General features: G+C 64.7%; 20 protein-coding genes. 6 read left to right on the top strand and 14 right to left on the bottom strand.

The genetic code is table 11. From position 1 onward, the window contains the following. Positions 1 to 186: 186 nt before the first annotated feature. The 3 genes from NKI10_RS25110 to NKI10_RS25100 form a co-directional block, all read right to left on the bottom strand. Positions 187 to 2,559 (bottom strand): aldehyde dehydrogenase family protein, encoded by a 2,373-nt coding sequence (locus tag NKI10_RS25110; protein ID WP_352862208.1) that lies wholly within the window; start codon positions 2,557 to 2,559, stop codon positions 187 to 189. 225 nt (positions 2,560 to 2,784) lie between these two features. Continuing rightward, positions 2,785 to 3,834 (bottom strand): deoxyribose-phosphate aldolase, encoded by a 1,050-nt coding sequence (gene deoC / locus NKI10_RS25105; RefSeq protein WP_023689207.1) that lies wholly within the window; start codon positions 3,832 to 3,834, stop codon positions 2,785 to 2,787. Between the two features lie 218 nt (positions 3,835 to 4,052). After that, positions 4,053 to 4,880 (bottom strand): ferredoxin--NADP reductase, encoded by an 828-nt coding sequence (locus tag NKI10_RS25100; protein ID WP_023683551.1) that lies wholly within the window; start codon positions 4,878 to 4,880, stop codon positions 4,053 to 4,055. 221 nt (positions 4,881 to 5,101) lie between these two features. Here NKI10_RS25100 and NKI10_RS25095 point away from each other — a divergent pair, with 221 nt between their 5' ends. Further along, positions 5,102 to 7,186, top strand: coding sequence for a hydantoinase/oxoprolinase family protein (locus tag NKI10_RS25095; protein ID WP_352862207.1), 2,085 nt, complete (start codon positions 5,102 to 5,104; stop codon positions 7,184 to 7,186). A gap of 1 nt (position 7,187) precedes the next feature. Continuing rightward, positions 7,188 to 8,870, top strand: coding sequence for a hydantoinase B/oxoprolinase family protein (locus NKI10_RS25090; protein WP_352862206.1), 1,683 nt, complete (start codon positions 7,188 to 7,190; stop codon positions 8,868 to 8,870). A gap of 22 nt (positions 8,871 to 8,892) precedes the next feature. Here the strand turns inward: NKI10_RS25090 and NKI10_RS25085 are convergent, their stop codons facing one another. After that, positions 8,893 to 9,783, bottom strand: coding sequence for an SGNH/GDSL hydrolase family protein (locus NKI10_RS25085; RefSeq protein WP_023725964.1), 891 nt, complete (start codon positions 9,781 to 9,783; stop codon positions 8,893 to 8,895). A 254-nt stretch (positions 9,784 to 10,037) separates the two neighbouring features. Between NKI10_RS25085 and NKI10_RS25080 the strand changes: the two genes are divergently transcribed. Both NKI10_RS25080 and NKI10_RS25075 read left to right on the top strand, forming a co-directional pair. Beyond that, positions 10,038 to 10,808: an ABC transporter substrate-binding protein gene (locus NKI10_RS25080; RefSeq protein ID WP_352862205.1), complete on the top strand. Its 771-nt coding sequence runs from the start codon at positions 10,038 to 10,040 to the stop codon at positions 10,806 to 10,808. A gap of 70 nt (positions 10,809 to 10,878) precedes the next feature. Beyond that, on the top strand, positions 10,879 to 11,994 hold the full coding sequence (locus NKI10_RS25075; protein ID WP_352862204.1) for an aminomethyl transferase family protein: 1,116 nt from the start codon (positions 10,879 to 10,881) through the stop codon (positions 11,992 to 11,994). Here the strand turns inward: NKI10_RS25075 and NKI10_RS25070 are convergent. The 6 genes from NKI10_RS25070 to NKI10_RS25045 are packed head-to-tail and all read right to left on the bottom strand — an operon-like array spanning position 11,991 to position 19,286. Then, positions 11,991 to 12,452, bottom strand: coding sequence for a MarR family winged helix-turn-helix transcriptional regulator (locus tag NKI10_RS25070; RefSeq protein WP_023700432.1), 462 nt, complete (start codon positions 12,450 to 12,452; stop codon positions 11,991 to 11,993). The genes NKI10_RS25075 and NKI10_RS25070 overlap by 4 nt on opposite strands. Continuing rightward, positions 12,449 to 13,033 (bottom strand): amino acid synthesis family protein, encoded by a 585-nt coding sequence (locus NKI10_RS25065; protein WP_023703687.1) that lies wholly within the window; start codon positions 13,031 to 13,033, stop codon positions 12,449 to 12,451. The genes NKI10_RS25070 and NKI10_RS25065 overlap by 4 nt, the downstream gene beginning before the upstream one ends. Then, a complete protein-coding gene (locus tag NKI10_RS25060) occupies positions 13,026 to 13,910 on the bottom strand; it encodes a UPF0280 family protein (RefSeq protein WP_023703688.1) in 885 nt (294 codons plus the stop codon). Before NKI10_RS25060 ends, NKI10_RS25065 begins: the two co-directional genes overlap by 8 nt. After that, entirely contained in the window at positions 13,910 to 15,451 is a 1,542-nt protein-coding gene (locus tag NKI10_RS25055) for a 6-hydroxynicotinate reductase (RefSeq protein ID WP_352862203.1), read from the bottom strand. The genes NKI10_RS25060 and NKI10_RS25055 overlap by 1 nt, the downstream gene beginning before the upstream one ends. Further along, positions 15,448 to 18,411: a molybdopterin-dependent oxidoreductase gene (locus NKI10_RS25050; protein ID WP_502897576.1), complete on the bottom strand. Its 2,964-nt coding sequence runs from the start codon at positions 18,409 to 18,411 to the stop codon at positions 15,448 to 15,450. Before NKI10_RS25050 ends, NKI10_RS25055 begins: the two co-directional genes overlap by 4 nt. Before the next feature lie 11 nt (positions 18,412 to 18,422). Next, the gene (locus tag NKI10_RS25045; protein ID WP_352862201.1) at positions 18,423 to 19,286 is read right to left on the bottom strand and encodes an FAD binding domain-containing protein; all 864 of its coding nucleotides are present in this window, start codon (positions 19,284 to 19,286) and stop codon (positions 18,423 to 18,425) included. Between the two features lie 384 nt (positions 19,287 to 19,670). Here NKI10_RS25045 and pncA point away from each other — a divergent pair, with 384 nt between their 5' ends. Both pncA and NKI10_RS25035 read left to right on the top strand, forming a co-directional pair. Beyond that, entirely contained in the window at positions 19,671 to 20,285 is a 615-nt protein-coding gene (gene pncA, locus NKI10_RS25040) for a bifunctional nicotinamidase/pyrazinamidase (RefSeq protein ID WP_352862200.1), read from the top strand. Positions 20,286 to 20,370: 85 nt separating this feature from the next. Beyond that, positions 20,371 to 21,738 (top strand): sodium:proton antiporter, encoded by a 1,368-nt coding sequence (locus NKI10_RS25035; RefSeq protein WP_352862199.1) that lies wholly within the window; start codon positions 20,371 to 20,373, stop codon positions 21,736 to 21,738. On the opposite strand, the gene NKI10_RS25030 is transcribed toward NKI10_RS25035, so the two are convergent. From NKI10_RS25030 to NKI10_RS25015, 4 genes are read right to left on the bottom strand one after another with little or no spacing between them, the layout of a single operon-like run. Continuing rightward, positions 21,739 to 22,491: an ABC transporter ATP-binding protein gene (locus NKI10_RS25030; RefSeq protein WP_023750408.1), complete on the bottom strand. Its 753-nt coding sequence runs from the start codon at positions 22,489 to 22,491 to the stop codon at positions 21,739 to 21,741. Next, positions 22,488 to 23,213 (bottom strand): ABC transporter ATP-binding protein, encoded by a 726-nt coding sequence (locus NKI10_RS25025; protein WP_352655534.1) that lies wholly within the window; start codon positions 23,211 to 23,213, stop codon positions 22,488 to 22,490. The genes NKI10_RS25030 and NKI10_RS25025 overlap by 4 nt, the downstream gene beginning before the upstream one ends. Further along, positions 23,210 to 24,172: a branched-chain amino acid ABC transporter permease gene (locus NKI10_RS25020; protein WP_352862198.1), complete on the bottom strand. Its 963-nt coding sequence runs from the start codon at positions 24,170 to 24,172 to the stop codon at positions 23,210 to 23,212. Before NKI10_RS25020 ends, NKI10_RS25025 begins: the two co-directional genes overlap by 4 nt. Continuing rightward, positions 24,169 to 25,050, bottom strand: coding sequence for a branched-chain amino acid ABC transporter permease (locus NKI10_RS25015; protein ID WP_352862197.1), 882 nt, complete (start codon positions 25,048 to 25,050; stop codon positions 24,169 to 24,171). Before NKI10_RS25015 ends, NKI10_RS25020 begins: the two co-directional genes overlap by 4 nt. Between the last annotated feature and the right edge of the window lie 245 nt (positions 25,051 to 25,295).

The raw sequence follows: 25,295 nt of genomic DNA, 5'->3' as shown, positions 1-25,295 counted from the left end.
GTCCATAAACAACAAATGTTTTTTCTGGTTAAAGAACACACGTCCGGGCGTCAAGCCCGAACGCGATCACCTTCGCGACGGCTGATGTAATGCACATCGCTTGCTCTGATGCAACAACATGTATGACAACCGGGCAACGAGTCGCGCTGCCATGGTTCACTCAAGCACAGCGCGCTTCAGGCGGCATTAGTCGCCGTATGGCACCCAGACGTTCTTCACTTCGACGGCGCGGCGCAGCATGGCATCGCCGGCGGCCTCGTCGGACGTCCAGTCGAGGCTGCGGCCGTTGCCGGTCCAGACGCGCTTGAGATTGCCGACGGAATCGGCCTCCGCCTTGGAGCAAGTGTCGGCATCGGCAAACAGCCAGAGCCCGTCGACATCGTCATGCTTGGCCAGCACGCCGGCAAGCTCCGCCGTGCGGCCGGTGACGATGTTGATGGCGCCTGCCGGAACGTCGGAATATTCGATCACCTGGTAGAGATCGGTGGCAAGCAGCGGGTATTTTTCCGACGGCACGGCCACCACCGTGTTGCCCATGGCAAGCGCAGGTGCGATCAGGGAGATCAAGCCGAGCAGCGGCGCGCTGTCCGGGGCGACGATGCCGACGACGCCGACCGGCTCGTGCAAAGCGAGCGTGACGGCGCGGGCCGGTGGCTGATGCACCCTGCCCTCATACTTGTCGGCAAGGCCGGCATAGAGGAACAGGCGCTCGATCGATTGTTCCACTTCCTCCCGCGCGGCCTTGGCGTTGGCGCCGGTCAGTTCGGTCAAGCGTGCGGTAAATTCGCCGGTGCGGCCGGACAGATTTTCGGCGAGGTAGTAGAGCACCTGGGAACGATTGTAGGCGGTCGCCTCCGGCCACGCCTTGCAGGCGCGGGCGGCGGCAACGGCGTCGCGGATGTCCTTGCGGCTGCCGAGACCGACTTCGCCGGCGAGCTTGCCCTTGGCAGTGGCTATCGCCAGCGAATAATTGCCGTCGGGCCGCACCTGCTTGCCGCCGATGAACAGTTTTGCCGTGCGGTCGATGGCGCCGCCATCCGATTGCTCGACCGGCTGCGCCGAAGAGGTCGCCGGCTTGATCACGGGACCAAGCGGCAGTTTCACCGACAGATATTCGAACATGCCCTCGCGGCCGCCTTCACGGCCAAAACCACTTTCGCGGTAGCCGCCGAAGCCGCAGGCGGCGTCGAACATGTTGGTGCCGTTCACCCAGACGACGCCGGCCTTCAGCTGCGGCGCGACATGCAGCGCGAGATTGATGTTTTCGCTCCACACCGAGGCGGCCAGCCCATAGCGCGTGTTGTTGGCAAGCTCGATCGCTTCCTCGGTGTTGCGGAAGGTCATGGTGGCCAGAACCGGACCGAACACCTCTTCCTGCGCCAATATATTTGCCGGCGAAACACCGGTGGCGAGCGTCGGCAGGTGGTAGTAGCCGGAAGACGGCAGCACCGCGTCGGGCTGCCAGCAGACGGCGCCCTGTCTGGCGCCTTCGGCGACCAGACCCTTGACGCGGTCGAGCTGTGTGCCGTCGACCAGCGGTCCGATATCGGTGTTCTTGTCGAGCGGGCTGCCGACGCGAAGCCGGCTCATCCTGACCTTGACCTTGGCGATCAAGGCATCGGCAATGCCTTCCTGCACCAGAAGCCGTGACCCGGCGCAGCAGACCTGGCCCTGGTTGAACCAGATGCCGTCGACCAGTCCTTCGACGGCGCTGTCGAGATCGGCGTCCTCGAAGACGATGAAGGCCGACTTGCCGCCGAGCTCCAGAGACAGCTTCTTGCCCGATCCGGCCGTGGCTTTCCTGATGATCTTGCCGACCTCCGAAGAGCCGGTGAAGGCGATCTTCTGGATGCCGGGATGGTTGACGATGGCGACGCCCGCTTCCGGCCCGCCCTGGACGATGTTGACGACGCCCTTCGGCACGCCGGCGCGCTCGCAGATCTCGGCGAACAGGATGGCCGTGAGCGGGGTGAATTCGGCCGGCTTCAGCACCACCGTGCAGCCGGCGGCGAGGGCCGGCGCAATCTTCCAGGCCAGCATCAGCAGCGGGAAATTCCATGGGATGATCTGGCCGACGACACCGACGCCCTTGTGGCCGGAGAAATCCATGTCGAGCGCCTGCGCCCATCCGGCATGATGGATGAAATGGCGGATGGCCAGCGGCACGTCGATGTCGCGGCTTTCGCGGATCGGCTTGCCGTTGTCGATTGACTCAAGCACTGCGAACAGGCGCTGATGACGCTGCATCGCGCGGCCGATGGCGTAAAGCACCTTGGCGCGCTGGTAGCCGGAGGACGCCGACCATTTCGGTAAGGCCTTGGTGGCTGCGGCGACGGCTGCGTCGATATCGGCGGCGCCGGCATCGGAGATCTTGGCCAGCAGCTTGCCGGATGAGGGTTCGCTGGTCTCGAAGGTCTTGCCGCCGCTTGCTGCCTTCCAGCCGCCGTCGATGAACAGCGCCTTGCCGAAATCGCGTCCGGCAAGCCAGGCATCGGCCTCGGTGCGGGCTTCCGGCGCCGGGCCGTATTCCATGGCGTGATAGCGTTCGAGAATGTTCATGACGCGCTCCAGATAATCGTCTTGGCAGGCGCTCTGTGGCGCCCCCCTCTGTCCTGCCGGACATCTCCCCCACAAGGAGGGAGATTAGCCTTCGCGCCTGTCGGCTCTGAAACGTCGACAATTGGCGAAATCGTCGACGTTAGCCAATCTCCCCCCAAGTGGGGGAGATGTCCGGCAGGACAGAGGGAGGCGCGAAGGAACTCGACGTTCAAGGCCTTCTCCGCCTCACGCCATCGCATGGCGGTGGTTGGCCGAATAATGCCCGGTCAGATGATGCTCGAGCTGGCGCTCGATGTCGGTGAGCAGGCTCGAGGCGCCGAAGCGGAACAGGTCTGGCTCCAGCCAGGGCCGGCCGAGCTCCTCCTTCATCAGCACCAGCCAGTCGAGCGAGGCCTTGGCGGTAGAGATGCCGCCGGCCGGCTTGAAGCCGATGAGAAAGCCGGTCTCCTCGAAATAGGCTCGGATGGCGCGCACCATGGCAAGGCCGACGGGCAGCGTGGCGTTGACGCTTTCCTTGCCGGTCGAGGTCTTGATGAAATCGGCGCCGGCCATCATCGCCACCATCGACGCCAGCATGACATTTCGCAGCGTGGCGAGGTCGCCGGTGCCGAGAATGACCTTGAGATGCGCATCGCCGCAGGCTTCGCGCATCGAGACGATCTCGTTGTAGAGCTCCTGCCACTTGGCGCCGAAGACCAGGCCGCGCGGGATGACGACGTCGATCTCGTCCGCGCCGTCGCGCACCGATGCCTCGATCTCCTGCAGGCGGGTCGACAGCGGCGCAAGGCCGTGCGGGAAAGCGGTGGAGACGGCGGCGACATGGATGCCGGTGCCGCGCACGGCATCAACAGCCGTCGCGACGAATGGATGATAGACGCAGACCGCCGCCGGGCGGATTTTTTCACCCTCGATGCCAAGCCCCTCGACGATGTCGCGGCGGAACGGGTTGATCGCCTTGGCGCACAGGCGGCGGACGCGCTCTTCGGTGTCGTTGGAATTCAGCGTCGTCAAATCCATGCAGGAGACGGCGCGCAGCAGCCATGCCGCCTGGTTGTCGGCCTTGATCGAACGACGCTTGGTCAGGCTGGCGACGCGGCGCTCCAGCGCCGAGCGATTGACCGAGCGCACCGATTCCATGAAGCCGAGATCGAGCCGCATGCCGGTGTTGCGGGCGATGCCATGCGATTGCGGAACGGGCGTGTTGGCTGCGGCACGCGCCGGCAGCGGCGTGACCTTGGACCCGCCGAGATCGGCTTCGCGGATTGTGCTGCTCATCTCCTGCCCTTTCGCTCGACGATTTTACGTCGTGGTGCGTGTCGTTGCTCCCGGACCGCACGGCGGCTTTAGGCGACGCACACCGAAGATAGCCCGTGAAGCATCGCTTCACGAGTCCTTCAAGCGGTCATAGCGGAAAAAGGCGGCGAAAGCAGCTGAATTTTGACCGCATGGTCAAAATTCCAATCGAGAAGCAGGCGCCGAGGCGCCTGCTGATGTCAGCCGACGAAAGCGCGCTCGACGACGAAGGTCGAGGGATGGCTGAGCGAGCCCTCATGGAAGCCGAGGCTTTCGGCCATTTCCTTGACGTCCTTCAGCATATGCATCGAGCCGCAGATCATAATGCGGTCCGTCTCCGGATTGAGCTTCTCGATGCCGAGGTCGGCGTAGAACTTGCCCGAGCCGATCAGCGCCGTGATGCGGCCCATGCGCGCCGATTCTTCGCGGGTCGTCGAATTGTAGAGGGTGACGCGGCCGCCGGTCAGTTCGCCGATCAGGGGATCGTTCTCGAGCGCGGCCACCAGTTCCTGGCCATAGGTCAGTTCGGCATTGTCGCGGCAGGTGTGGGTCAGGATGACCTGATCGAATTTTTCGTAGGTATCGGGGTCGCGCAGAAGGCTGGCGAAGGGCGCAATGCCGGTGCCGGTCGAGATCATGAACAGGCGCTTTGCCGGGGTCAGCGCGTCGACAACCAGCGTGCCGGTCGACTTCTGGCGCATGATGACGGTGTCGCCGACCTGGATCTTCTGCAGTTCGGAGGTCAGCGGACCATCCGGCACCTTGATCGAGAAGAATTCCAGCTCCTCGTCCCAGGCCGGGCTGGCGACCGAATAGGCGCGGTACACCGGCTTTTCGGCATTGGGCAGACCGATCATGACGAACTCGCCGGAGCGGAAGCGCAACGACTGCGGGCGGGTGATGCGGAACGAGAACAGGCGGTCGGTGTAATGCTTCACCGAGACGACGGTTTCGGCATAGACATTGGCCGGAATCGGGAACTGCAGCGGACGGGCGCCGGCGGTGTTGAGTGCGGATGTGGTGTTCATCAATCCAACTCTGTCTTGCCCAAGCCACTACGCGGGCGCCAAACCGTTTCCTGCGCGCCCAGACCCTTCAGGTCCCGGCGTGCCGTTCACACACTCCAAAGCAGTAAGCTCTTGTGTCCCAAATTTATTAGTATACAAACGATATTTGTGTCAAGATACCACGCTAAAACAGCATTCCAAACTGCGGCATATTCATAGTCCTGGCATTTCGGGTTTCGACAATGAAAGAGAATTTTTCGGTGAAGCAGCCGGATTCCCTGGGTCACGTCGTTGCCGGCATCGATGTCGGCGGAACCTTCACCGACCTCATTTTGATCGACGGCAAAGATGGCGGAAAGGTGCATATCGCCAAGACGCCGACGACGGTCGACAATCAGGCGTTCGGCGTGGTTTCAGCGCTGGGCGCCACAGGCTTTGCCATAGACGGCATCGACCTCATCGTGCATGGCACGACCACCACCACCAATGCGGTGCTGGAACGCAGGCTGGCGAAAACCGGCATGATCACCACGCGCGGTTTTCGCGACGTGATCGAGCTTGGCCGCCGCACACGGCCGCAGCCCTACGGCATGACAGGCACCTTCGTTCCGATCATCCCGCGCGATCTCAGGCTCGAAGTCTCGGAGCGCGTCGAGGCGTCGGGCGCGGTGCGCACCCCGCTTGACGAGACCGAGATGCGCGACGCCGTGAAGACGCTGATCGCGGCCGGCTGCGAGTCCCTCGTCATTCATTTCCTGCATTCCTACGCCAACCCTTCGCATGAGCGGCGCGCTGCCGAAATCGCCGCCGAGCTTTGGCCGAACGGCTACATCACGACTGGCCATGCGCTGCTGTCGGAAGCCCGAGAATTCGAGCGCGGCGTGACCGCCGCGGTGAACGCCTCGGTGCAGCCGATCCTCGAGCGCTATGTCGAGCGGCTGCGCAAGGAATTGGCCGCCAAAGGCTATGCCCGCGACTTCCTGATCATGAACGGCAATGGCGGCATGATCTCGGCCCGCTTCGTCACGCGCGAGTCGGCCAAGACCGTGATGTCAGGCCCGGCTTCGGGTGTCATCGCGGCTGCCTATACGGGCAAGCGCGCCGGCTTTGAAAACCTCGTCACCTACGACATGGGCGGCACCTCGACCGATGTGGCGCTGATCCGCAACGCCGAGCCGGCGGTCTCCAACGAGATCGAGATCGAATATGCGATGCCGATCCACGTGCCGATGGTGGCGGTGCATACGGTCGGCGCCGGCGGCGGCTCGATCGCGCGCGTCGATGCGGCCGGCCTGATCCAGATCGGCCCGGAAAGTGCCGGCGCCAATCCCGGTCCGATCTGCTACGGCCGCGGCGGCTTGGAGCCGACCATCACCGATGCCAATCTGGTGCTGGGACGGCTGGCGCCGAAAAAACTGCTGGCGGTCGAAAATCCGGTCACCGTCGAGCGCGTCACCGGCATTTTCGAGAACAGAATAGGCAAGGCCGCCGGCCTCTCCGGCGTCGAAGCGGCGGGCGCGGTGCTGCGCCTCGGCAACATGAAAATGGCCGGCGCCATCCGCATGGTCTCGGTGTCGCGCGGCCATGATCCGCGCGATTTCGCGCTGTTCGCCTTCGGTGGCGCCGGGCCGCTGCATGCAACCGCGCTGGCGCGCGAACTCGGCCTGCCCCGTGTGCTGGTGCCGGCGCGTCCGGGCATCACCAATGCGCTCGGCTGCGTCGTGGCCGATCTGCGCCATGACTTCGTCAACACCATCAACCAGCCGGTCGCCGTGCTCGATGAAGCCAGGCTTCGCGAGGTGCTGGAACGTCACCGCGGGGAAGGCGAGGAACTGATCGGCAAGGAAGCGGTGAAGCCGGAAACGATCCGCGTTACGCACTCTGCCGACATGCAGTTTGTCGGCCAGACCCACATCATCAACGTGCCGTTGCCGTCTTCATCGGTGACAAGGCAAGAGTTGCAGGTGCTGTTCGAAAAAGCCTATTTCGCCCGCTTCAAGGTCGAGTTGCCGGAGATCCGCGCCAATCTGGTCAACCTCAACACGTCGGTGACGGGCGTGCGGCCGGCGATCGACCTGTCACGGCTGATCGACCCGGCCGGACGTACAAAGACGCTAGACGAGGCGCTGCGCGAAACAAGGCCTGTCTGGTACGCAGGACACTGGCACGATACGCCGATATACGCACGCGAAAAGTTGCCGCCCGATGCCGTCATCGAAGGGCCGGCGATCCTCGAACAGATGGATGCGACCACAGTGCTCGAACCCGGCGACCGCGCAAGATCGGACGCCGACGGCAACATCATCATCGATATCGGCGAGGCCTGAGATGCAAAAGCTCGACGCCATCACGCTTTCGGTCCTGCAGGCAGCCTTGCAGCAGGTCTGCGACGAGATGGATCTCACTTTCTCCCGCGCTGCCTTCTCGCCTGTCATCGCCGAGGCCAATGACCGCTCCGACGGCATCTACTCGGCCGTCGACGGTTCGTTGATCGCACAAGGCAGCCAGGGCCTGCCGGTGTTCGTCGGCGTCATGCAGTATTCGACCAAAACGGTGATCGAGATGATCGCCGACGGCCGCTGCCTGCCGCCGGAACCCGGCGACATCTACATCGTCAACGATCCCTATCTCGGCGGCACGCATCTGATGGACGTGCGCTTCGCCATGCCGGTCTACCGCGGCGGCAAGATATTTTGCTGGCTATCGAATACCGGCCACTGGCCCGATATCGGTGGCTCGGTGCCGGGCGGCTTCTCCGCCTCCGCCACAGCCGTCGAGCAGGAAGGCCTGCGGCTGCCGCCGGTCAAGCTGTTCAAGAAGGGCGTACTCGACACCGAAATCTACGCCATCATCTGCTCCAACATCCGCGTCGCCGACCAGCGCATCGGCGATATAAGGGCGCAAGCCGCGGCACTGCTGATCGGCCAGGACAGGCTCAATGGAATCCTCGATCGTTACGGCGACGGAACCGTCGTCGGGGCGATCGCCGAACTGCGTCGCCGCGCCGCCGAGCAGATGCGCGCCAACATCTCCGCCATTCCCGACGGCACATACAGCTCGAAGGCCTTTGTCGACTCGGACGGCGTGGTCAACGAGCCGCTGACCATCGCGCTCGCGGTGGAGAAGAAGGGCGATACGCTGACCTTCGATTTCACAGGTTCGTCAAAACCCTGTGCCGGGCCGATGAACAGCGTGCTGGCGACGACCTTGTCGTCGGTCTATCTCGCCATGCGCCATATTTTCCCTGATGTGCCGATCAGCGCCGGCGCTTTCGAGCCGCTGATCGTCAAGCGGCCGGAAGGCACGTTCCTCGACGCCAAATACCCGCGTCCCGTCTCCGGCTGCGCGGCTGAAGTCTCGCAGCGCATCGCCGAGGCGGTGTTCGCGGCGATGGTGCAGGCGCTGCCGGAAAAGGTGACGGCCGCACCCGCCGGCTCCAGCGGCAATTTCGCGCTGGGCGGCAACGATCCGGCGCGCGGCCGCGACTATGTCATGTATCAGATCTCCGGCGGCGGCTATGGCGGCAATTCAGGCCATGACGGCCTGACCAATGGCTGCTCGACCATCGGGATTTCGAAATCGCCGCCGGTCGAGATCATGGAGCAGGCATTTCCGGTTCTCTACCGCCACTATGCCTTGCGCGAAGGCTCGGGCGGCGCCGGCAAGCAGCGCGGCGGTTTTGGCCTCGCCTATGAGGTCGAGATATTGCGAGGCGAGGCGCGCGCGTCCTTCGTCATGGACCATGGCCGTTTCGGCCCGCAAGGCGCGCTCGGCGGCAAGGACGGCGCGGTGAACACGGTGACCGTGTTCCGCGGCGGCGAAGCCCACGTACCGCCGCATCTGTCCAAGGAACAGGACATCGCGCTCAAGGCCGGCGACCGCGTGCGCGTCGGCACGCCGGGCGGCGGCGGCTATGGCGATCCGCGTCAGCGCGATCCGAAACTGGTCGCCGAGGATGTCCGGCTTGGTTACTACACCGATGAACAAGCCAAAGAGCTGTTCGGAACCTGAGAGCCGACAAGCCCGAGCCGCGTCAGGTCTGCAGCTTGGCCTTCAGCGCATCGGCGAATTTCTGCGCGATCTTCTTGAAGCCGGCGGGATCGGGATGCAGTTCGTTGGCCCAGTCGGCTACTTTCAGCGTGCCTTGCGTGTCGACCAGATGGAAATTGTTTTTGGGTTCGTCGGCCAGGCGCTTCACCACATCGCGGAACGCCGCCAGCGCGTCGTGGACGATGACCGTGCCCATGGCGACCGTCCAGTTGCAGAAATCGAGCGACGGTTTCAGCCACGGGCCGACACAGGACGGATGCGCTCCGTTCGGGATCGGAAAATCATAGCAATGGCCAAAGATCGGCACGCCTGGCGCGACGCGGTCGCGCAGCGCGAACAAATCGAGATAGCAGGCCTCGACCATGCCGAGCGCCTTGGTGAAGCGGTTCTTGTTCAGCCCGGGGGCGTGGCCGTCATTGAAGTCGAGGAAGATGCAGAACTGGTCGCCGGCAATGTCGTTGCCACCGGCAGAGAACAGGATGGCATCGGGCTTGCCGTCCAGCCAGTTGGCCTTGTTGCGCAGGGCGGCGATCATGCGCTGCTGCTTGGGCAACGACATCTCGTCGGTCGCCGCATCGCCATGATGGGCAAGGTTGAGGATGGTCGGCGGCATCGAGCCGATGCGTCGCAGCTGCGCGATCACGTCGGTGTCGACGAACGGAAAGCCGTTACCGGTGAGCGGATAGTCGAACCAGGAATCGCCCTGCGCCAGCATCACCAGCGGCCGGTTGGCGACGGCCGCCTCGAGATTGCCGGCGCTTTCCCTTGCGGTTTCGAGCCGCTCGATGTTGGCTTGGTGAACCCTGATGCGCTTGGCGATGTCGTCGTCGATGCGCCGCTGCGCGGCTTCCTGCACGAATTCCTGCTGGTCCATCCCCAGGTCCCTCCCACGACCGTCTACTTCCAGCTGAGCATGCGCCCATGTCCATGATCGGTCTGTAATTTAGATCACAGTAAGATTCCTGGGGAAGGACGGCTTGCCGCGCCGTGATCGCCGCAGAGCATGTCGTTTCCGTCTCCGTGGGGCCTGCAAAACACCATAGACTTCTATCCTTGTTTTCGCGCAATTCCGGACGGGAAACCGCCAACACCTTCCCTGGAATTGCTTAGTCAACGGAGATCAGGAACATGCGTCTTTTCGGTCGTTTCGTGCTTGCCGCTTCCGCCGCCCTGCTGCTTGGGACCGGTGCTGCCTCCGCCGAGAAACTCAGGATCGGGACCGAGGGCGCCTATCCGCCCTTCAACTATGCCAATTCGGACGGCACGCTGGGCGGCTTCGACATCGATCTCGGCAAGGCGCTGTGCGCCGAGATGAAGGCCGAGTGCGAATTCTCCGTGCAGGATTTCGATGGCTCGATTCCGGCGCTGCAGGCCGGCAAGTTCGACGCCATCATCAACATCACCATCACGCCGGAACGCGCCGAGAAGGTCGAGTTCACCCACAAATATTACCAGACGCCGCCGGCCATCGCGGTGCCGAAGGATTCGACCATCGCCGGCACATCGCCGGACGATCTGAAGGGCAAGATGCTGGGCGTGCAGAGCGCAACCATCCACCAGAATTTCGCCGAGCAGAAATACTCCGGCTCGACCGTGAAAGCTTACCCCACAGGCGACGACGCCCGCACCGACATGGCCAATGGCCGGCTGGACGCGATGATGGACGGCTCGATCATCCTGACCGAATGGCTGAAGAAGCCGGACGGCGCCTGCTGCAAATTGCTCGGCACCTTGACCGCCGACCCGCCCATTCACGGCCCCGGCGTCGGCATCGCCCTGCAAAAGGGCAGCAAGGAACTGGCCGACAAGTTCAATGCCGCCATCGACGCCCTGCGTGCCAACGGCAAGTACAAGGAAATCAACGACAAATACTTCTCGTTCGACGTCTACGGAAGTTAACCCCTTCACCGCTCCTACCTCGGCAGCGCCATCAGGTGCTGCCGTTTTCATGAGATGACGGAGAAGTTTCTTGGTTGAGCGGCGCTCCCCTTTCTACACCAGCATCGTTGGCCTCGGCGCCACGATGGGCCGGGTCGGCGGCGACTTCGTCTCGGCCAAAACTTATTCCGGCATCGCCGACGAGCATCTGAACACGCGCAAGAATGTCGGCGTGCAGGATCTCAGCACCATGGGCAAGATGGACATCAAGGGGGCGGAAGCCGAGGCGCTGGTCAACCACATCATCGTCAACGATGCGGCCGCGATGAGCCCCGGCCAGGTGCGCTATTCCACCGTCTACCGCGACGATGGCGGCATCATGGACGACCTCACCGTGTTCCGGCTGGCGCCTGAGCATTTCATGCTGGTGACCGGCTCGGTCAACCGGCTGAAGATGCTGCCCTGGCTGCAGCATCATGCTGAAGCGCGAAAGGCCTATGTCACCGACATCACGGCGGCCGTCGCCTTTCCGACGATACAGGGGCCGCGCTCACGCGAGCTGCTGAAAGCGATAGTGTCGGATGCCGATCTCGAAGAGTTGAAACGCTGGGCGTTCACTTCAGGGCGCGTCGGCGAGACCAAAGTCCTGATCTCACGAACCGGGGTGACCGGCGAGCTCGGCTTCGAACTGTTCGTGCCGGCGGACGAGGCGACTTCCGTCTGGGACGCGCTGGTGCGGACCGGTAGCGATTTCGGCTTGAAGCCATACGGCGTGCTGGCCATGTTCACGCTCGGGCTGGAAAAGGCCTATCCGGCGCATGGCATCGACATGGACGAGAGCCGTACGCCCTTCCATGTCGGGCTCGATCGCTGGATCAAGTTCGACAAGGGCGAGTTCATCGGCCGCGAGGCATTGCTCAAAATTCGCGACAAGGGGCTCGACGAACGCTGGACCGGGCTGATTCTCGACGGTGACAAGCCGGCCGCGACGGATGCCAGGGTTTTCGCCGACGGCGAGGATGCCGGCGTCGTCACCTACAGCGATCACGGCTATTCCTTAGGCAAAGTTCTGGCGACCGCGCATTTGCGGCTGCCGTTCACGCAGATTGGCACCGAGTTAAGCATCGACATAGACGGCAAGCCGACCCGCGCCGTGGTGGCGCCGATGCCGTTCTTCGATCCCGAAGGCGTGCGGCTGCGCGCCTAGGCGAGTTTCGCCAGCAGCCGCATAAACGTAGCGGCCTCCTTGGCGGTCAGCGGCGCCAGCGTTTCCTGGGTGATGGCGCGGGCCAGCGGGATCAGCCGCTCGATCGCCTCGCGTCCCCGGGGCGTGAGACTGACCAGCAGGCGCCTTTTGTCGACCTCATGCTTGGTCAGGTCGACTAGGCCACGCGCCTTCAGCCGATCGATCACGCCCTTGACGGTCGCCGCATCCATGGCGATCAGCGTTCCCAACTGGTTCTGCGAGGTCTCGCCGACATCGTGCAATTTGGCGAGCGCTGCGAATTGCGGCGGCGTCAGGTCGCTGATCTGGGCGGCAAAGATCGAGACATGGCGCTGATGCGCCTTGCGCAGGATGAAGCCTACCTGCTCCTGCAGGCGGTAATCATGTTCGTCAGGCTCTTCGGCCTCGACGAGCTTGAGAAGATTGTCGCCGCCGCTCATCGCAAGCCGTCCCAGGCCTTGATGTCTCCTGCAGCCAGGCCGCCCATGCGGTCGTGCACGCGGGGGCCGCAGCTCATGGCGAGGCAAAACAGGATTTCGTCGGCGCGCGGCCCGTCACTGAGGCCGACTTCCATGGCGTCGAAATGGCTGCGGACATAGGCAGCGTTGGTGTGGCCGAGCGGCACGTCAAGCCGCGAGCCGAACGCGCCGACCTTGGTTGCCGACGGCACGATCGCCTTGGCGTCGCCCAGCCGCTCGCGCATGGCGTAGCCGCCAGGAACGTGCCACAGCGCGCCGTGTTCGAGTTCACCTGACGAGCCGACGATGGTGCCCTTGCCGTAGGCGTCGATCTGCTTGATGTCGCCGCCCAATGCGGCAATGAGCTTGTCGGTGAGCAGCAGGCCAAGCGGCTTCAGATCGTCCATGGCGCTCTGCAGTTCTTCGACGTAGCGGCCGGCGAACGGGTTCTTCACCAGGGCCACGGCTGCAGCGCGGCGGCGCGGCAGAGCAGCGACCGGCCCGCCATCGTGAAAGATCTCTTCGGTCAGAACCGCGATCTTGCGGATCGGAAACTCAGGCATGGGCAACTTCCTTCCCTGGATTTTTGTTGGGCGCGGCAAGCGCCATGGAACCACTGATGCGCGCTTCCCCACCTAGAAACAGCGCCGATGCGGCAATCAGGCCGCGCCGGCGAAAATCTTCGGCGACGGCAAGGCCATTGTCCAGCGCCCGCTCCACATCGCCACGCGCGAGCATGCCGACGGCTTGTGTCACCAGCCGTGCACCGAGGTCGCTGTCGGGCGCCAAGTCCTGCGCGGGAATGCGCTTGATGGCAGGATTGCCGGGCAGGTCGACGGCGTTGGCAATGAGTGTCGCCGCCGCATCGGCCTCGGCGCCGGTGCGCGCCAGCACGGTGACGGCGTCGGCAATGCCAAGCGAGAACGAACGGCCGCGCCAGCCGCTGGTGGCGACGCCGCGCACGCCGTCCGCCGAGCGAATGGCGAGGCGGTCGGCCATGCCGTTGCCGGTGCCGGCGATCGCCAGGTTCATCGACTGGCCCTTGCCGATGTGGAGTGCGCTGTCTCCGCCATTGTTGACATAGGCGCGGTCGAGCCTGCGACCGGCAAGCAGCGCGGCGAGCATTTCGTCGGCTACTGATCCTGCGACGGCGGCCATCGGCGTGATGAAGCATTCCGCTAAGGGCATGACGGCTGCTTCCATGCGCCGCGCAGTCGGGCCGGCGAAGGTGCGCGGCGCCAGGAAAAATGCCGGGAGCCGCAATTCGGGAAGCTCCTCGACCAATTCGATCAGGATCGTCTGGAAGCGCTCGATCGCCTGATCGTAGGCGGCACGACACTCAGCCGCCTCGCCGAAGGCCTCGACGATCAGGTCGATCGGCCCGTGGTTGAGGTGCAGCCGCTTGCCGTCCTGCAGCCAGTGGACTTGCGGACCTTGCATCAAGAGGCCCCGTTCGAGCCGACGCGGCGCAACTGCGCCAGCGGCGGCCATGGATTTTGGGCCTCGGCGGCTGAGCCGCGGCGCGGATTGAGGTATTCGCCGCCTTTGGCAACGATGTCATCGACGCTGCGGATCTCGGCCTCGTAGCCGCCCAGCCTGACATAGTCGTCGCGGCGTAGCGTGAATTCGATCGGCGCCACCAACGCCGGCGTCGGCACATAGCCGAAGGCGCCTTCCGGCACGCGCATGACGTCGACCATCAGCGTAATGCCGCCGCCCGGCCAGACATAGACCGGAGCGCCGCCGACGGTCACATAGGTCTTCAAGCCCTGCACCGAGCGGGTGAGATTGACCGGATTCTCGGTGACACCGGCGCGCAGCGACCCGCCGGCGCCGCCGATGAACAGCACGGTGCAGAGCGCCGGCTCGCAATTGTCCTCGATCAGGCCGACCGATTTCTGCAGCCGCTCGGGGAACGGTTTTTCCACCGGCTTCAACTCGTCGTCGAGCTCGTAATAGGCGAACTGCTCGCCGGTGGTCGACACCATCAGCAGCGAGAGACCGGGGCGGGCGCCCTTCTTGGCGTTCCATTCGCCGAGGATCGACAGCGGGTCGGAAATCGAGGTGCCGCCCCAGCCGAGGCCGGGCTCGGAAACCTTGAAATAGCGGCCCGGCGTCGAACGGCGGCCGATGATCTTGATGCCGGTATCCTGCCAGCCCAGCACCTTGCCGGCCTGATGCTCGGAGACGACGCCGGTGATATGGTCGTCGACCACCACCACCTCGTCGACAAGGCCGCGCCATTGCGTGGCGAACATGCCGATCGTCGCCGAGCCGCAGCCGACCCGCATGCGCTGTTCCTGCTTGCCGTCGATGACAGGTGGTTTGCCGGCTTCGACGGTGATGGTGGCGCCGCCATCGATGGTCAGTTCGACCGGCTTGCGATTGCACAGACTGAGCATCGCGTCACAGGTTGCCCGGCCTTCGGCCTTGGAGCCGCCGGTCAGATGATGCACGCCGCCGAGCGACAGCATCTGCGAGCCATATTCGCCTGTCGTGACGTGGCCGATCGGCTCGCCTTGCGCGCGCACGATTGCCGTTTCGGGACCGAGATGGCGGTCGGTATCGATCTTCACCTTGACGCCGCAGTAAGAGAAGATGCCCTCGGTGACCACGGTCACCAGATCGACCCCCTCGACCTCCTGGCTGACGATGAAGGGGGCCGGCTTGTAGTCGGGATAGGTGGTGCCGGCGCCGATCGCAGTGACGAAGCGGCGCCCGGTGTTGACCAGTTCGCCGTCCCATTGCTCGCCCTCGGCGGTGAAGGGCACGACCGCGGCGCCGGTCTCCGCCGCATGGTCGAGGATGGTCAGCGGGTCCATACGCACGATGCGGCCACCGACATTGCCGTAGCGGTCGCAGGCGCCGGTGCGGCCATCGGCGATGTAGCACATCACCGGACAGGCATCGCAGCGGATCTTCTCCGCCACCAGCTTCTCGCCGGGATCGTGGGTTTCGAAACGTTCGGCAAGCTCGCTCATCGGCGTGCCTCCTGGTCGTGGATGCCATCTTTTTCGCGGATGGCAGCGCGGATGCGCGCCGGCGTCGCCGGAACCTTGGTGATGAGAACGCCGGTGGCGTGGCGTATGGCGTTGAGGATGGCGGGTGCGGTCGGGATCAGCACATGCTCGCCCAGGCCCTTGGCGCCGAACGGTCCCTCCGGATCGGGAACCTCGATCAGAATGTGCTCGATCTCAGGAACGTCGCCGATGGTCGGGATGAGATAGTCGTGCAAATTCTCGGTGCGGCCGGGGATGTATTCCTCCATCAGCGCCATGCCGATGCCTTGCGCGATGCCGCCTTCGATCTGGCCTTCGACCAGCAGCGGATTGATCGCCTTGCCGACATCGTGCGCGGCGGTGATTTTCAAGAGCTTCACCGTGCCGAGCTTGAGGTCGACCTCCAGTTCGGCGATCTGCGCGCCATAGCCATAGACGGCGTAAGGCTTGCCCTGGCCCTTGGCATCGAGCGGCAGCGTCGGCGGATCGTAGGTCTCCTCGGCGCGGAAGACGAAACCGCCCGCATCGACATCGAGGGCGGGGAGATCGATGCGCCGAGTGGCTTCGCCCTCGCGAATGACGATCGCCGGGCCGTCCAATTGCAGGCTCGCGTTCTCCGAGACATTGGCAAAGCGCAGGATCTTTTCGCGCAAGGCGCGGCCGGCTTTTTCGGCCGCCTTGCCGGTGACAAAAGTCTGGCGCGAGGCCGATGTTTTGCCGGCGTCGGGGCTGATCGCGGTGTCGGCGCTCTTCAGCTTGAATTTTTCCAGCGGCAGGCCGAGTGCGTCGGCGCAGATCTGGGCGATGACGGTGTTGGAGCCCTGGCCGATATCGACGGCGCCCTGATGCAGGATGACGTCGCCCGCTGGCGAGATACCGACCCTTATGGTCGACGGATTGGGCAACGAGGTGTTGCCGCAGCCATACCAGCAGGACGCGACGCCAACGCCGCGTTGTTTGCTCGTATTGGCGGTATTGAATTTATCTGCGTCAGCCTTCGCGCGAGCCCAATGCGGCCGCAAGGAGTCGAGGCACTCGAATATGCCGACGCCCGACTCCAGTCGCTGCCCGGTAACCGTTTCGGAGCCGTTCCGAAGGCAATTCTTCAAGCGAAAATCGAGCCGGTCCATGCCGAGCTTGCCGGCAAGCTCATCATAGAGCGTCTCCTGCATGATCGTCGCCTGCGGCACGCCGAAGCCACGGAAGGCGCCGGAGATCGGCCCGTGGGTGTGGATGGCGCGGCCTTCGGCGCGGTAGTTCGGCGTCGCATAGGGACCGGAGGCATGCACCGGCACGCGGTTGGCGACGGTCGGGCCCCAGCTGGCATAGGCGCCGGTGTTGAAATCGCCTGTGAAGACCATGCCGGTGACATGGCCCTCGGCATCTACGCCGATGGTCGCCTTCATCTCGGACGGATGTCGCTTGGTGGTCGACATCATGGATTCGTTGCGGGTGTAGGCCAGTGCTGCCGGCCGGCCGGTCTTCAGCGCCACAAGGCCGATGAGCGGCTGCAGTGAAACGTCCAGTTTCGAGCCGAAGCCGCCGCCGGTCGCGGTCGGCACGATGCGCACCTTGTCGACGGCAAGACCGAGCACCTTCGCCGTTTCGTCGCGGTCCATGTAGGGGGCCTGGGTGCAGGCGACGACGACCAGCGTGTCGCCATCCATATAGGCATGGCCGGCTTCCGGCTCGATATAGGCGTGCTCGACATAGGAGGTGTCGATGGCACCGGACACTGTGAAGGCAGCCTCGCCAAGCGCCGCCTCGGGGTCGCCGCGCTCGACAAAGCCCTTGGTCAACAAATTGGCCGGGCGGTTCGCGTGGATGAGCGCCGCCCCTTCTGCCTGCGCGTCGCCGGGCTGCAGAAAATGCGGCAGCTCGGTCCAGCGGACCGGGAAATCCTGGAGGTCGAGATCGAGCATGGCCTCGCGCTCGCCGGCGACCAGCGCCACTGCCTCGCCGCGCAGCCGCGCAAAGCCTTCGGCCAGCGCCGGCTGGTCGGCAAACGGACCGATGACGCCGAAACAATTTTTTCCCGGAATGTCGGCGGCGGTGAAGACGCCGGCGATGCCGGGATGCGACTTCACCCAGCCCTCCAGGTCGCCGAAGGCGAAGCCGGCATGATAATGCGGCGAGCGAACCACCAGCATGGCCAGCGCATCGGCGGGAAAGGCATCGGCGCCGAATTTTTCAGCGCCGGTGACTTTTGGCACGCCGTCGAGCCGGACCGGGGAGGCGCCTACAGCATTCCCTGTGGTTGGCATTCTACGTTCAAAGTTGAATTCCAACGAATGACGTTGGCGCTGCCCCTCACCCTTACCCTCTCCCCGTGAAGAACGGTGAGAGGGGAGCGTCGGCGCTGGAGCACTTCCCTTATCCCCGTCACTATACGGGGTGAAGGTGCCGGCAGGCGGATGAGGGGCAGCGCCGCCGGTCGACGTCTCGAACCGTCCCGCATCCATCACTGCCGCGATGATCTTTCTGTAGCCCGTGCAACGGCACAGGATGCCACCCAGCGCATCCTGCACCTCGGTCTCGGTCGGATTCGGCGTGCCATCCAGCAGCGCCGTTGCCGCGACCAGCAGCGCCGGCGTGCAGATTCCGCACTGCGCGGCGCCATGCGCCAGGAAAGACGCCTGTAGCGCCGACAACCGGCCATCGGCAAGGCCTTCGACGGTCGTTACGGACGTCCCGGCTGCGGAGGCCGCTGGCATCAGGCAGGCGCAGACGGCGTCGCCGTCCACCAGCACCGTGCAGGCGCCGCAATCGCCGGCATCGCAGCCAACCTTGGTGCCGGTCAGCTGCAATTCGTCGCGCAAAACCTGCGACAGCCGGCGCAACGGCGGCACGTTGACCGAGACGGCGCCGCCATTGACCGCGAAGACGATGTCTACGCGCTCGGGGCCGAAACCCCGCACGAGATCAGGCAGGGCTTCAATCATCTCGGAGTGGCTCATGCCGCCACCATGCTGTTGTCGTTCGTCAGCCCGCAAGCCCCCAGCACGGCGCGGGCGACAAGCTCGCGCGCTGCGTCGAGCCGGTATTCGGCGCTGCCGCGCACGTCGGCAATCGGCGAGAGCTCGGCCATCGGCGCGGACAGGAGCGCATCGGCGAGTGCCGGGCCGACAGGCTTGCCCACCAGCACGGCTTCGACAGCGGCGAGCCGCTTGGCCACGGCCGAGCAGGACCCGACCGCGACAGCGGCTTCCATGACGATGCCAGCCTCGGAAACGAGGCGCGCCGCCACCATGGCGATGGAGATGACGAGGTAGCGCCGCGCACCGAGCTTGACGAAGGCCGACGTGCCGGCGGCCCTGGGCTTCGGCACCCGGATGGCGGTGACCAGCTCGCCCGGTAGCAGCGCGGTGCGGCGGTTGCCGAGAATGAACTCCTGCAGCGGCAGATGACGCGTCGCGGCTGCAGAGCGCAGCTCGACCTCGGCGTCCAGCACCAGCAGTCCCGGAACGCCATCGGCGGCAGGCGAAGCATTGCAGAGATTGCCGGCGATCGAGGCGACATTCTGGATCTGCAGGGAGCCTACTTCGCGCGCGGCCTGCTTCAGCGCATCGAAAGCCGCCGGCAATGGATGGCGGACAAGGTCGGTCCAGGTGGTGCGGGCGCCCAAAACCCAATGGGTTTCGGTCTCGGCAATGCCGCGCAGCGAGTGCAGGCCGTTAATATCGAGAACATTGTCGCGGAACGGTTTGGCGCCCTGCGCCGGATAGAAATCGGTGCCGCCGGCAAGCACGCGCCAGGCGCCCTCGCCCAGCAGAGCGAGCGCCTCGTCGAGCGTGGTGGGTTTCGCGTAACGGATCACGCTTTGCCTTCCAAAAAAATCGGCCTTCCCATTGGGGCCTTCAAGGGTGGGGTCTTCCCGAACCCCGCCAGTGTCTGACCAGGCCAAATTCATTCGTATGCAAATGATATCAAGCTGGCGGAAATTGTCAAAGCCGGAGTTTAAGGGAACCCGGCCGCCACGCATTTGTTACGTCCGCGCACGATCCCCAAAAATCGGAATCGATTTTCGGAAAGGATCCTGCGCAAAGTAAAGTGCTACAGCGTCCTTTGCGCGTCCGAAGGGGACGCGCGGCGCTGTAGGAGGTTGACGCAGGCGGCCATCCGGTCAAGTTTCTGCATCCGGTCGCATCAGCGGCGTATTTCACTCGATCCCCCGTTCGAGACGTAGAAGAGGAGAGGCGCCATGGCCGACGAAGCGCTTGTTGTCATCGACCTGCAAAACGACTTCTGCCCCGGCGGCGCGCTGGCGGTTGCCGGCGGCGACGAGATCGTGCCGCTGGTCAACGATATGATTCGGCACGCCGAGCATGTCGTGCTGACGCAGGACTGGCACCCGGCCGGACATTCGAGCTTTGCCTCCAGCCATCCGGGTGCCCAGCCCTTCAGCGCCATCGAGATGCCCTATGGGCCGCAGACTCTGTGGCCCGACCATTGCATCCAGGGCAGCCTCGGCTCGGACTTTCACTCGGGGCTCGCCTGGACCAAGGCCGAGTTGGTGATCCGCAAGGGATTTCGCCCTGATATCGACAGCTACTCCGCCTTCTTCGAGAACGACCACAAGACGCCGACCGGGCTCGCCGGCTACCTCAAGGAGCGCGGCATCGGCACCGTGACCCTGGTTGGCCTGGCGACCGACTTCTGCGTCGCCTTCTCGGCCCTCGACGCGGCCAACCAAGGCTTCAAGACGACGGTGCGGCTCGACGCCTGCCGCGGCATCGATCTCAACGGTTCGGTCGAGGCGATGCTGAAGCGGATGCGCGATGCCGGGGTGAGGCTCGAAGACCCGATCTCGGAGTGACTGGATCGTGAGGCATCGAGGGGGCTGCACACGGTTGGGGAAGGCTTTCGCTGCAGGTGTACTCGCTTCCGCTGTGTCTCCGCAAATGGCGTTCGCGGCCGAGGCCCGCGGCCTGCCCGATGCTGCCATGTCGCTGTGGTGGGCGCTGCCTTTCGCCGGCCTGCTGCTCTCGATCGCCACCGGACCGCTGCTGTTCCATCATGTCTGGGAGCATCACTACGGCAAGATCGCAGCCGGCTGGGCAGCACTGGCAGTGGTGCCGTTGGCGATCGCTTTCGGCATGTCCTTGGCGAGCGAGGCGGTGCTGCACACGCTGCTCACCGAATACATGTCGTTCATTATCCTGCTGTTCGCGCTCTACACCATTTCGGGCGGCATCCTTGTCGCCGGCAACATCCATGGCACGCCGCTGGTCAATGCCGGGCTGCTGCTTGTAGGGGCAATGCTGGCCTCGGTGATCGGCACCACCGGCGCCTCGATGATCCTGATCCGGCCGATGCTGCGCGCCAACGACAACCGGCAGTTCAACGCCCATGTCGTCATCTTCTTCATCTTCCTGGTGTCCAACATCGGCGGCTCGCTGACGCCCTTGGGCGACCCGCCGCTGTTCGTCGGCTTCCTGCGCGGCGTCGACTTCTTCTGGACTACGGCGAACCTCTGGCGCGAGACTCTGTTCACCGGCGGCCTGGTGCTGCTTGTCTTCCTGGCCATCGACATCATGCTGCATCGCCGCGAAGGCGGCGCGCCGAAGATCAAGGACCCGACGCCGGACACGAAGGTGCGTCTGCGCGGCCTGGCCAATCTGCCGCTGCTGGCTGGCGTCATCGCCGCCATCCTGCTGTCCGCAGCATGGAAGCCGGGCGTGAGCTTTTCAGTGCTGGGCGTCAGCCTCGAACTGCAGAACCTGGCGCGCGACGCCATTATCCTGGGGCTCGCCGGACTGTCGCTTGTCGTGTCACTCAAGAGCCATCGCGAGGCCAACGGCTTCACCTGGGGCCCGATCGCGGAGGTGGCGAAACTGTTTGCCGGCATCTTCATCTGCATCGTGCCGGTCATTGCCATCCTTCGCGCCGGCCATGACGGCGCGCTGGCGCCGCTGGTCGCGCTGGTGACGTCACCCACCGGGCAGCCCAATGATCTCGCCTATTTCTGGCTGACCGGCGGGCTGTCGTCCTTCCTCGACAATGCGCCGACCTATCTGGTGTTCTTCGAACTCGCAGGCGGCGACGCGCGGCACCTGATGACGGAGGCGGCCTCAACGCTGGCCGCGATCTCGGCCGGCGCGGTGTTCATGGGCGCCAACACCTATATCGGCAATGCACCCAACTTCATGGTCTACGCCATTGCCCGACACCGCGGTGTGAAGATGCCGGGCTTCTTCGGCTACATGGCATGGTCAGGGCTGGTGCTGATCCCGATCTTTTTGATCGCCGGGTTCCTGTTTTTCGGCTGATCAGCCGACGCCGACATAGCGCCTGACTGCCGATGGGTCGGCGCGCAATTGCTCGACATCGACGGTCTCGCGGTTGCGGCCGTTCTCGATGAAGCAGACGCGGTCGGCGACGGACAGCACGGCGTCGACGCGCTGTTCGACCAGAATGGTGGAGACACCTAGCTCACGCAGCTTCACCACCGTCTCGCGGATTTTGGCGATCATCGACGGCATCAGCCCCTCCGTCGGCTCGTCTAGCAACAGCACCTGCGGCTCCAGACAAAGCGCGCGGGCCATGGCCAGCATCTGCTGTTCGCCACCGGACAAAGTGCCGGAGCGCTGCCGCAGCCGCTGGCGCAGCAGCGGGAAGAGGTCGAGCACGCTCTCGCGCGTCGCTCTTCCCTTGCCGCGCGCCATCAGGCCGATCTCGATGTTTTCCGCCACCGTCATCTCGGCGAACAGCCGCCTGCCCTGGGGCACATAGGCGACGCCGGCCTTGGGCACCTCATGCGCCGGCAGGCCGGTCAACTCCTTGCCGGCGAGCCGGATCGAACCGGCGCTCGACCGAACCAGCCCCATGATCGCTTTCAGCGTCGTCGTCTTGCCGGCGCCGTTGCGACCGAACAGGCACAGCACCTCGCCCTTGTTGAGCACTAGGTCGAGCCCATAGAGCACCTGAACCTCGCCATAGAAGCAGTCGAGCCTGGAGATAGTCAGCGCTTCAGTCTCGTGGGCTTCAGTCTTGGGGGCCTCAGTCTTGGGGGCTTCGCTCATGCCGCCGTCCCCAGATAGGCTTCCTGCACCTGTGTGTTGGCGCGAACCTGTTCGGGCGTGCCTTCGGCCAGGATCTTGCCGGCGTTGAAGACCGTGATGCGGTCGGCCAGCTGCATGACGACCGGCATGTTGTGCTCGATCAGGAGCACGGTGGCGCTCTTGGCAATCTCGCGCACCAGTCCGATGAAATTGTCGATCTCGCTGTCGGCCAGCCCCTGCGTCGGCTCGTCGAGGATCAAAAGCCGCGGCTTAAGCGCCAGGCCCATCGCGACTTCCAGCAGGCGCTGGTGGCCGTAGGAAAGCTGGCCGGCCGGCATATGGGCGCGGCCGGCCAGTCCGGTGCGTTCCAGCGCGGCCATGACGCCGGTGCGCACCGCACCTTTCGAGCGGCCGTCGGTCAGCGTGCGCTGCACCGGCAGCGCGACATTATCGTAGGCAGAGAGGTTGGCGAAGACGCTGGTGATCTGGAAGGTGTAGGCGATGCCCCGGCGCACCCTGAGATAGGCCGGCTGGCTGGTGATGTCGGCGCCGTCGAAGACGATCATGCCGGACGATGGCTGAATGCGGCCGCTGACCAGGCTGACGAAGGTGGTTTTGCCAGCGCCATTGGGACCGATGACGGCGCGGATCTCGCCCGGCATCAGCTGAAAATCGACACCGTCGACGGCGCGCAGGCCGCCGAAACTGCGCGCCAGGCCTTTGGTGGTCAGCAACGGCATCATGGCAGCCACCCGAGCCAGCGCTGGCGTATGGTGCCCAGAATGCCTTTGGGGAAAAACAGCACCAGAAGGATGAGCGCAATACCGACGATCAGGAGATAGGCGGAGGTGTAACCGCTGGCGGTGTCGATGACATAGTACATGAACACCGTGCCGAGCAGCGCGCCCAGCGTCGTGGCGGCGCCGCCGAGCAGCACCCAGAGCAGCGGCAGGATGGAATACTGCACCGAGGCAAAGCTCGAGCCGACATAGCCGAACAGCAGCGCATAGGCCGCACCCGAGGCGGCGCAGATGGTGCCGGAGACGACGACCGCAATGAGCTTGTTGGAGAAGGTGTCGTAGCCCAGCATTTTCGTGCGCTCCTCGTTCTCGCGCACCGCGACCAGCACGCGGCCATAGCGGGAGCGGACGATGGCGAGGGTGATCAGCAGCACGACCGAGAACAGCGCCAGCGCGCTCATGTAGCGCACGGTCGGGTTGGTTAGGTCGAGCGATGTCGCGCCGAAGGCCAGAACCCGCGCCGGCTGCGGCACGACCAGACCCTGGTCGCCGCCGGTCCAGGCGGCGAAATAGAGGATGACGAGGTAAAACACCTGCGCGAACATCATGGTGACGATCATGAAGGCGACGCCGGTGGTGCGCAGCGCCAGCAGGCCGATCACCAGTGCCAGCAGCGCGCCGCAGGCGATGCCGGCGAGGAAAGCCAAAGGCACGCTCCAGCCGAGATGGATGACCGCGAGACCAGCGCCATAGAGCCCGGCGGCGAAGAACATGGCGTGGCCGAGGCTGAGCAGGCCGACATAGCCGAACAGCATGTTGTAGCCCATGGCGAACACCGCCAGCACCATGATGCGGGCCAGCAGGCCGTGATGATAGTCGGGCAGGACGAAGCTCAGCGCAAACAGTAGCGCGATGACGCCGAGATGCAATGTATAGGTTTTTGCCGGCGAAGCATCGCTCATCGCGGCGCCTGCCCGAACAGGCCCTGCGGCCGGAACACCAGCACCATGGCCACCAGCAGCGTGGCGATGATCTTGGCCAAAGTCGGCGAGAAGAACACCGAGATGATGCCGTCGGACAGGCCGATCAGCACGGCGGCGAAGACGGTGCCGCGCAGCGAGCCGAGGCCGCCGATGATAACGACGATGAAGGACAACAGCAGCGGGTCCTGCCCCATCAGGTAGTGCGCCTGACTGATCGGCACGATCAGCACGGCGGCGATGGCCGCCAGCATGGCGCCGAGCCCGAAGACGCCGGCATAGACGCGGTCGACCGGAATGCCGAAGGCCTGCGCCGTCTCGCTGTCATATTGGGTGGCGCGCATGATGAGGCCGATCTTGGTGCGCGTCAGCACCAGCCAGGTGGCGATGAGCAGAAGGGCCGAAGCGGCAATGATCGACAGCTTGTAGCCGGAATAGCCGAACCAGGGCAAAAGGATGCGGTAGCTGAAGGGCGGCTCCACCGGGCGGGCTTCCGGGCCATAGAAGCTCAACGCCAGCTGCTGGATGATGTAGAGCATGCCGATCGTGGCGACGATGGTGGCTTCCGGATTGTAATTGAGCCGCCGCAGCACAAGCCGCTCGGCGACCAGCGCAATGGCCCCGACAATCAGCGGCGCAATCACCAGCGCCGCCAGGAAGCCGAGCGTGGGATGGCCGGGTATCGCCGTCGAGATCGCCCAGGCCAGCACCGCGCCCAGCATGAAGAACTCGCCATGGGCGACGTTGACGACGCGCATGACGCCGAACACCAGCGACAGCCCAAGCGCCGTCAGCGCCAACACGGCAGAGGTGACAAGGCCTTCGAGGGCGGCGAGGAGGAGGTGGGGTCCGAAATGCATTCAGGGCGCCCTTACCCTCCCCTTGTGGGGAGGGTGACCGCGCAGCGGTCGGGTGGGGGTTGGGCACGGGCCGTCGCGGGCCCCCCCCCCCCCAACGCCCGGGGGGGAAAAAAAGAGAGGGAAGGGGGGGGCCCCCCCCCCCCCCCCCCGGGGGGGGGGGGCCCCCCCCCCCACAAACGGGGGAGGGTAAGAGCGGCTTCCCCTTCCGCGCCGCCACCTTCGGCAACATCACTGTCGCTCTCGCC

Origin of the sequence: Mesorhizobium sp. M0802, from assembly GCF_040320115.1 — a bacterium.
In the GTDB taxonomy this organism is placed as follows: domain Bacteria; phylum Pseudomonadota; class Alphaproteobacteria; order Rhizobiales; family Rhizobiaceae; genus Mesorhizobium.
Note: the sequence above shows the minus strand (reverse complement) of the source record. Positions and strands in the feature narration are given on the sequence as shown.

What these genes read in the sequence shown, in the direction of transcription:
- NKI10_RS25015 (WP_352862197.1), bottom strand. Translation starts at nt 25,050, where the DNA reads ATGCATTTCGGACCCCACCTCCTCCTCGCCGCCCTCGAAGGCCTTGTC.
- NKI10_RS25050 (WP_502897576.1), bottom strand. Translation starts at nt 18,411, where the DNA reads ATGATTGAAGCCCTGCCTGATCTCGTGCGGGGTTTCGGCCCCGAGCGC.
- NKI10_RS25090 (WP_352862206.1), top strand. Translation starts at nt 7,188, where the DNA reads ATGCAAAAGCTCGACGCCATCACGCTTTCGGTCCTGCAGGCAGCCTTG.
- NKI10_RS25085 (WP_023725964.1), bottom strand. Translation starts at nt 9,783, where the DNA reads ATGGACCAGCAGGAATTCGTGCAGGAAGCCGCGCAGCGGCGCATCGAC.
- NKI10_RS25060 (WP_023703688.1), bottom strand. Translation starts at nt 13,910, where the DNA reads ATGCAAGGTCCGCAAGTCCACTGGCTGCAGGACGGCAAGCGGCTGCAC.
- NKI10_RS25035 (WP_352862199.1), top strand. Translation starts at nt 20,371, where the DNA reads ATGGCGTTCGCGGCCGAGGCCCGCGGCCTGCCCGATGCTGCCATGTCG.
- deoC (WP_023689207.1), bottom strand. Translation starts at nt 3,834, where the DNA reads ATGAGCAGCACAATCCGCGAAGCCGATCTCGGCGGGTCCAAGGTCACG.
- NKI10_RS25055 (WP_352862203.1), bottom strand. Translation starts at nt 15,451, where the DNA reads ATGAGCGAGCTTGCCGAACGTTTCGAAACCCACGATCCCGGCGAGAAG.
- pncA (WP_352862200.1), top strand. Translation starts at nt 19,671, where the DNA reads ATGGCCGACGAAGCGCTTGTTGTCATCGACCTGCAAAACGACTTCTGC.
- NKI10_RS25070 (WP_023700432.1), bottom strand. Translation starts at nt 12,452, where the DNA reads ATGAGCGGCGGCGACAATCTTCTCAAGCTCGTCGAGGCCGAAGAGCCT.
- NKI10_RS25065 (WP_023703687.1), bottom strand. Translation starts at nt 13,033, where the DNA reads ATGCCTGAGTTTCCGATCCGCAAGATCGCGGTTCTGACCGAAGAGATC.
- NKI10_RS25020 (WP_352862198.1), bottom strand. Translation starts at nt 24,172, where the DNA reads ATGAGCGATGCTTCGCCGGCAAAAACCTATACATTGCATCTCGGCGTC.
- NKI10_RS25025 (WP_352655534.1), bottom strand. Translation starts at nt 23,213, where the DNA reads ATGATGCCGTTGCTGACCACCAAAGGCCTGGCGCGCAGTTTCGGCGGC.
- NKI10_RS25100 (WP_023683551.1), bottom strand. Translation starts at nt 4,880, where the DNA reads ATGAACACCACATCCGCACTCAACACCGCCGGCGCCCGTCCGCTGCAG.
- NKI10_RS25110 (WP_352862208.1), bottom strand. Translation starts at nt 2,559, where the DNA reads ATGAACATTCTCGAACGCTATCACGCCATGGAATACGGCCCGGCGCCG.
- NKI10_RS25095 (WP_352862207.1), top strand. Translation starts at nt 5,102, where the DNA reads ATGAAAGAGAATTTTTCGGTGAAGCAGCCGGATTCCCTGGGTCACGTC.
- NKI10_RS25080 (WP_352862205.1), top strand. Translation starts at nt 10,038, where the DNA reads ATGCGTCTTTTCGGTCGTTTCGTGCTTGCCGCTTCCGCCGCCCTGCTG.
- NKI10_RS25030 (WP_023750408.1), bottom strand. Translation starts at nt 22,491, where the DNA reads ATGAGCGAAGCCCCCAAGACTGAGGCCCCCAAGACTGAAGCCCACGAG.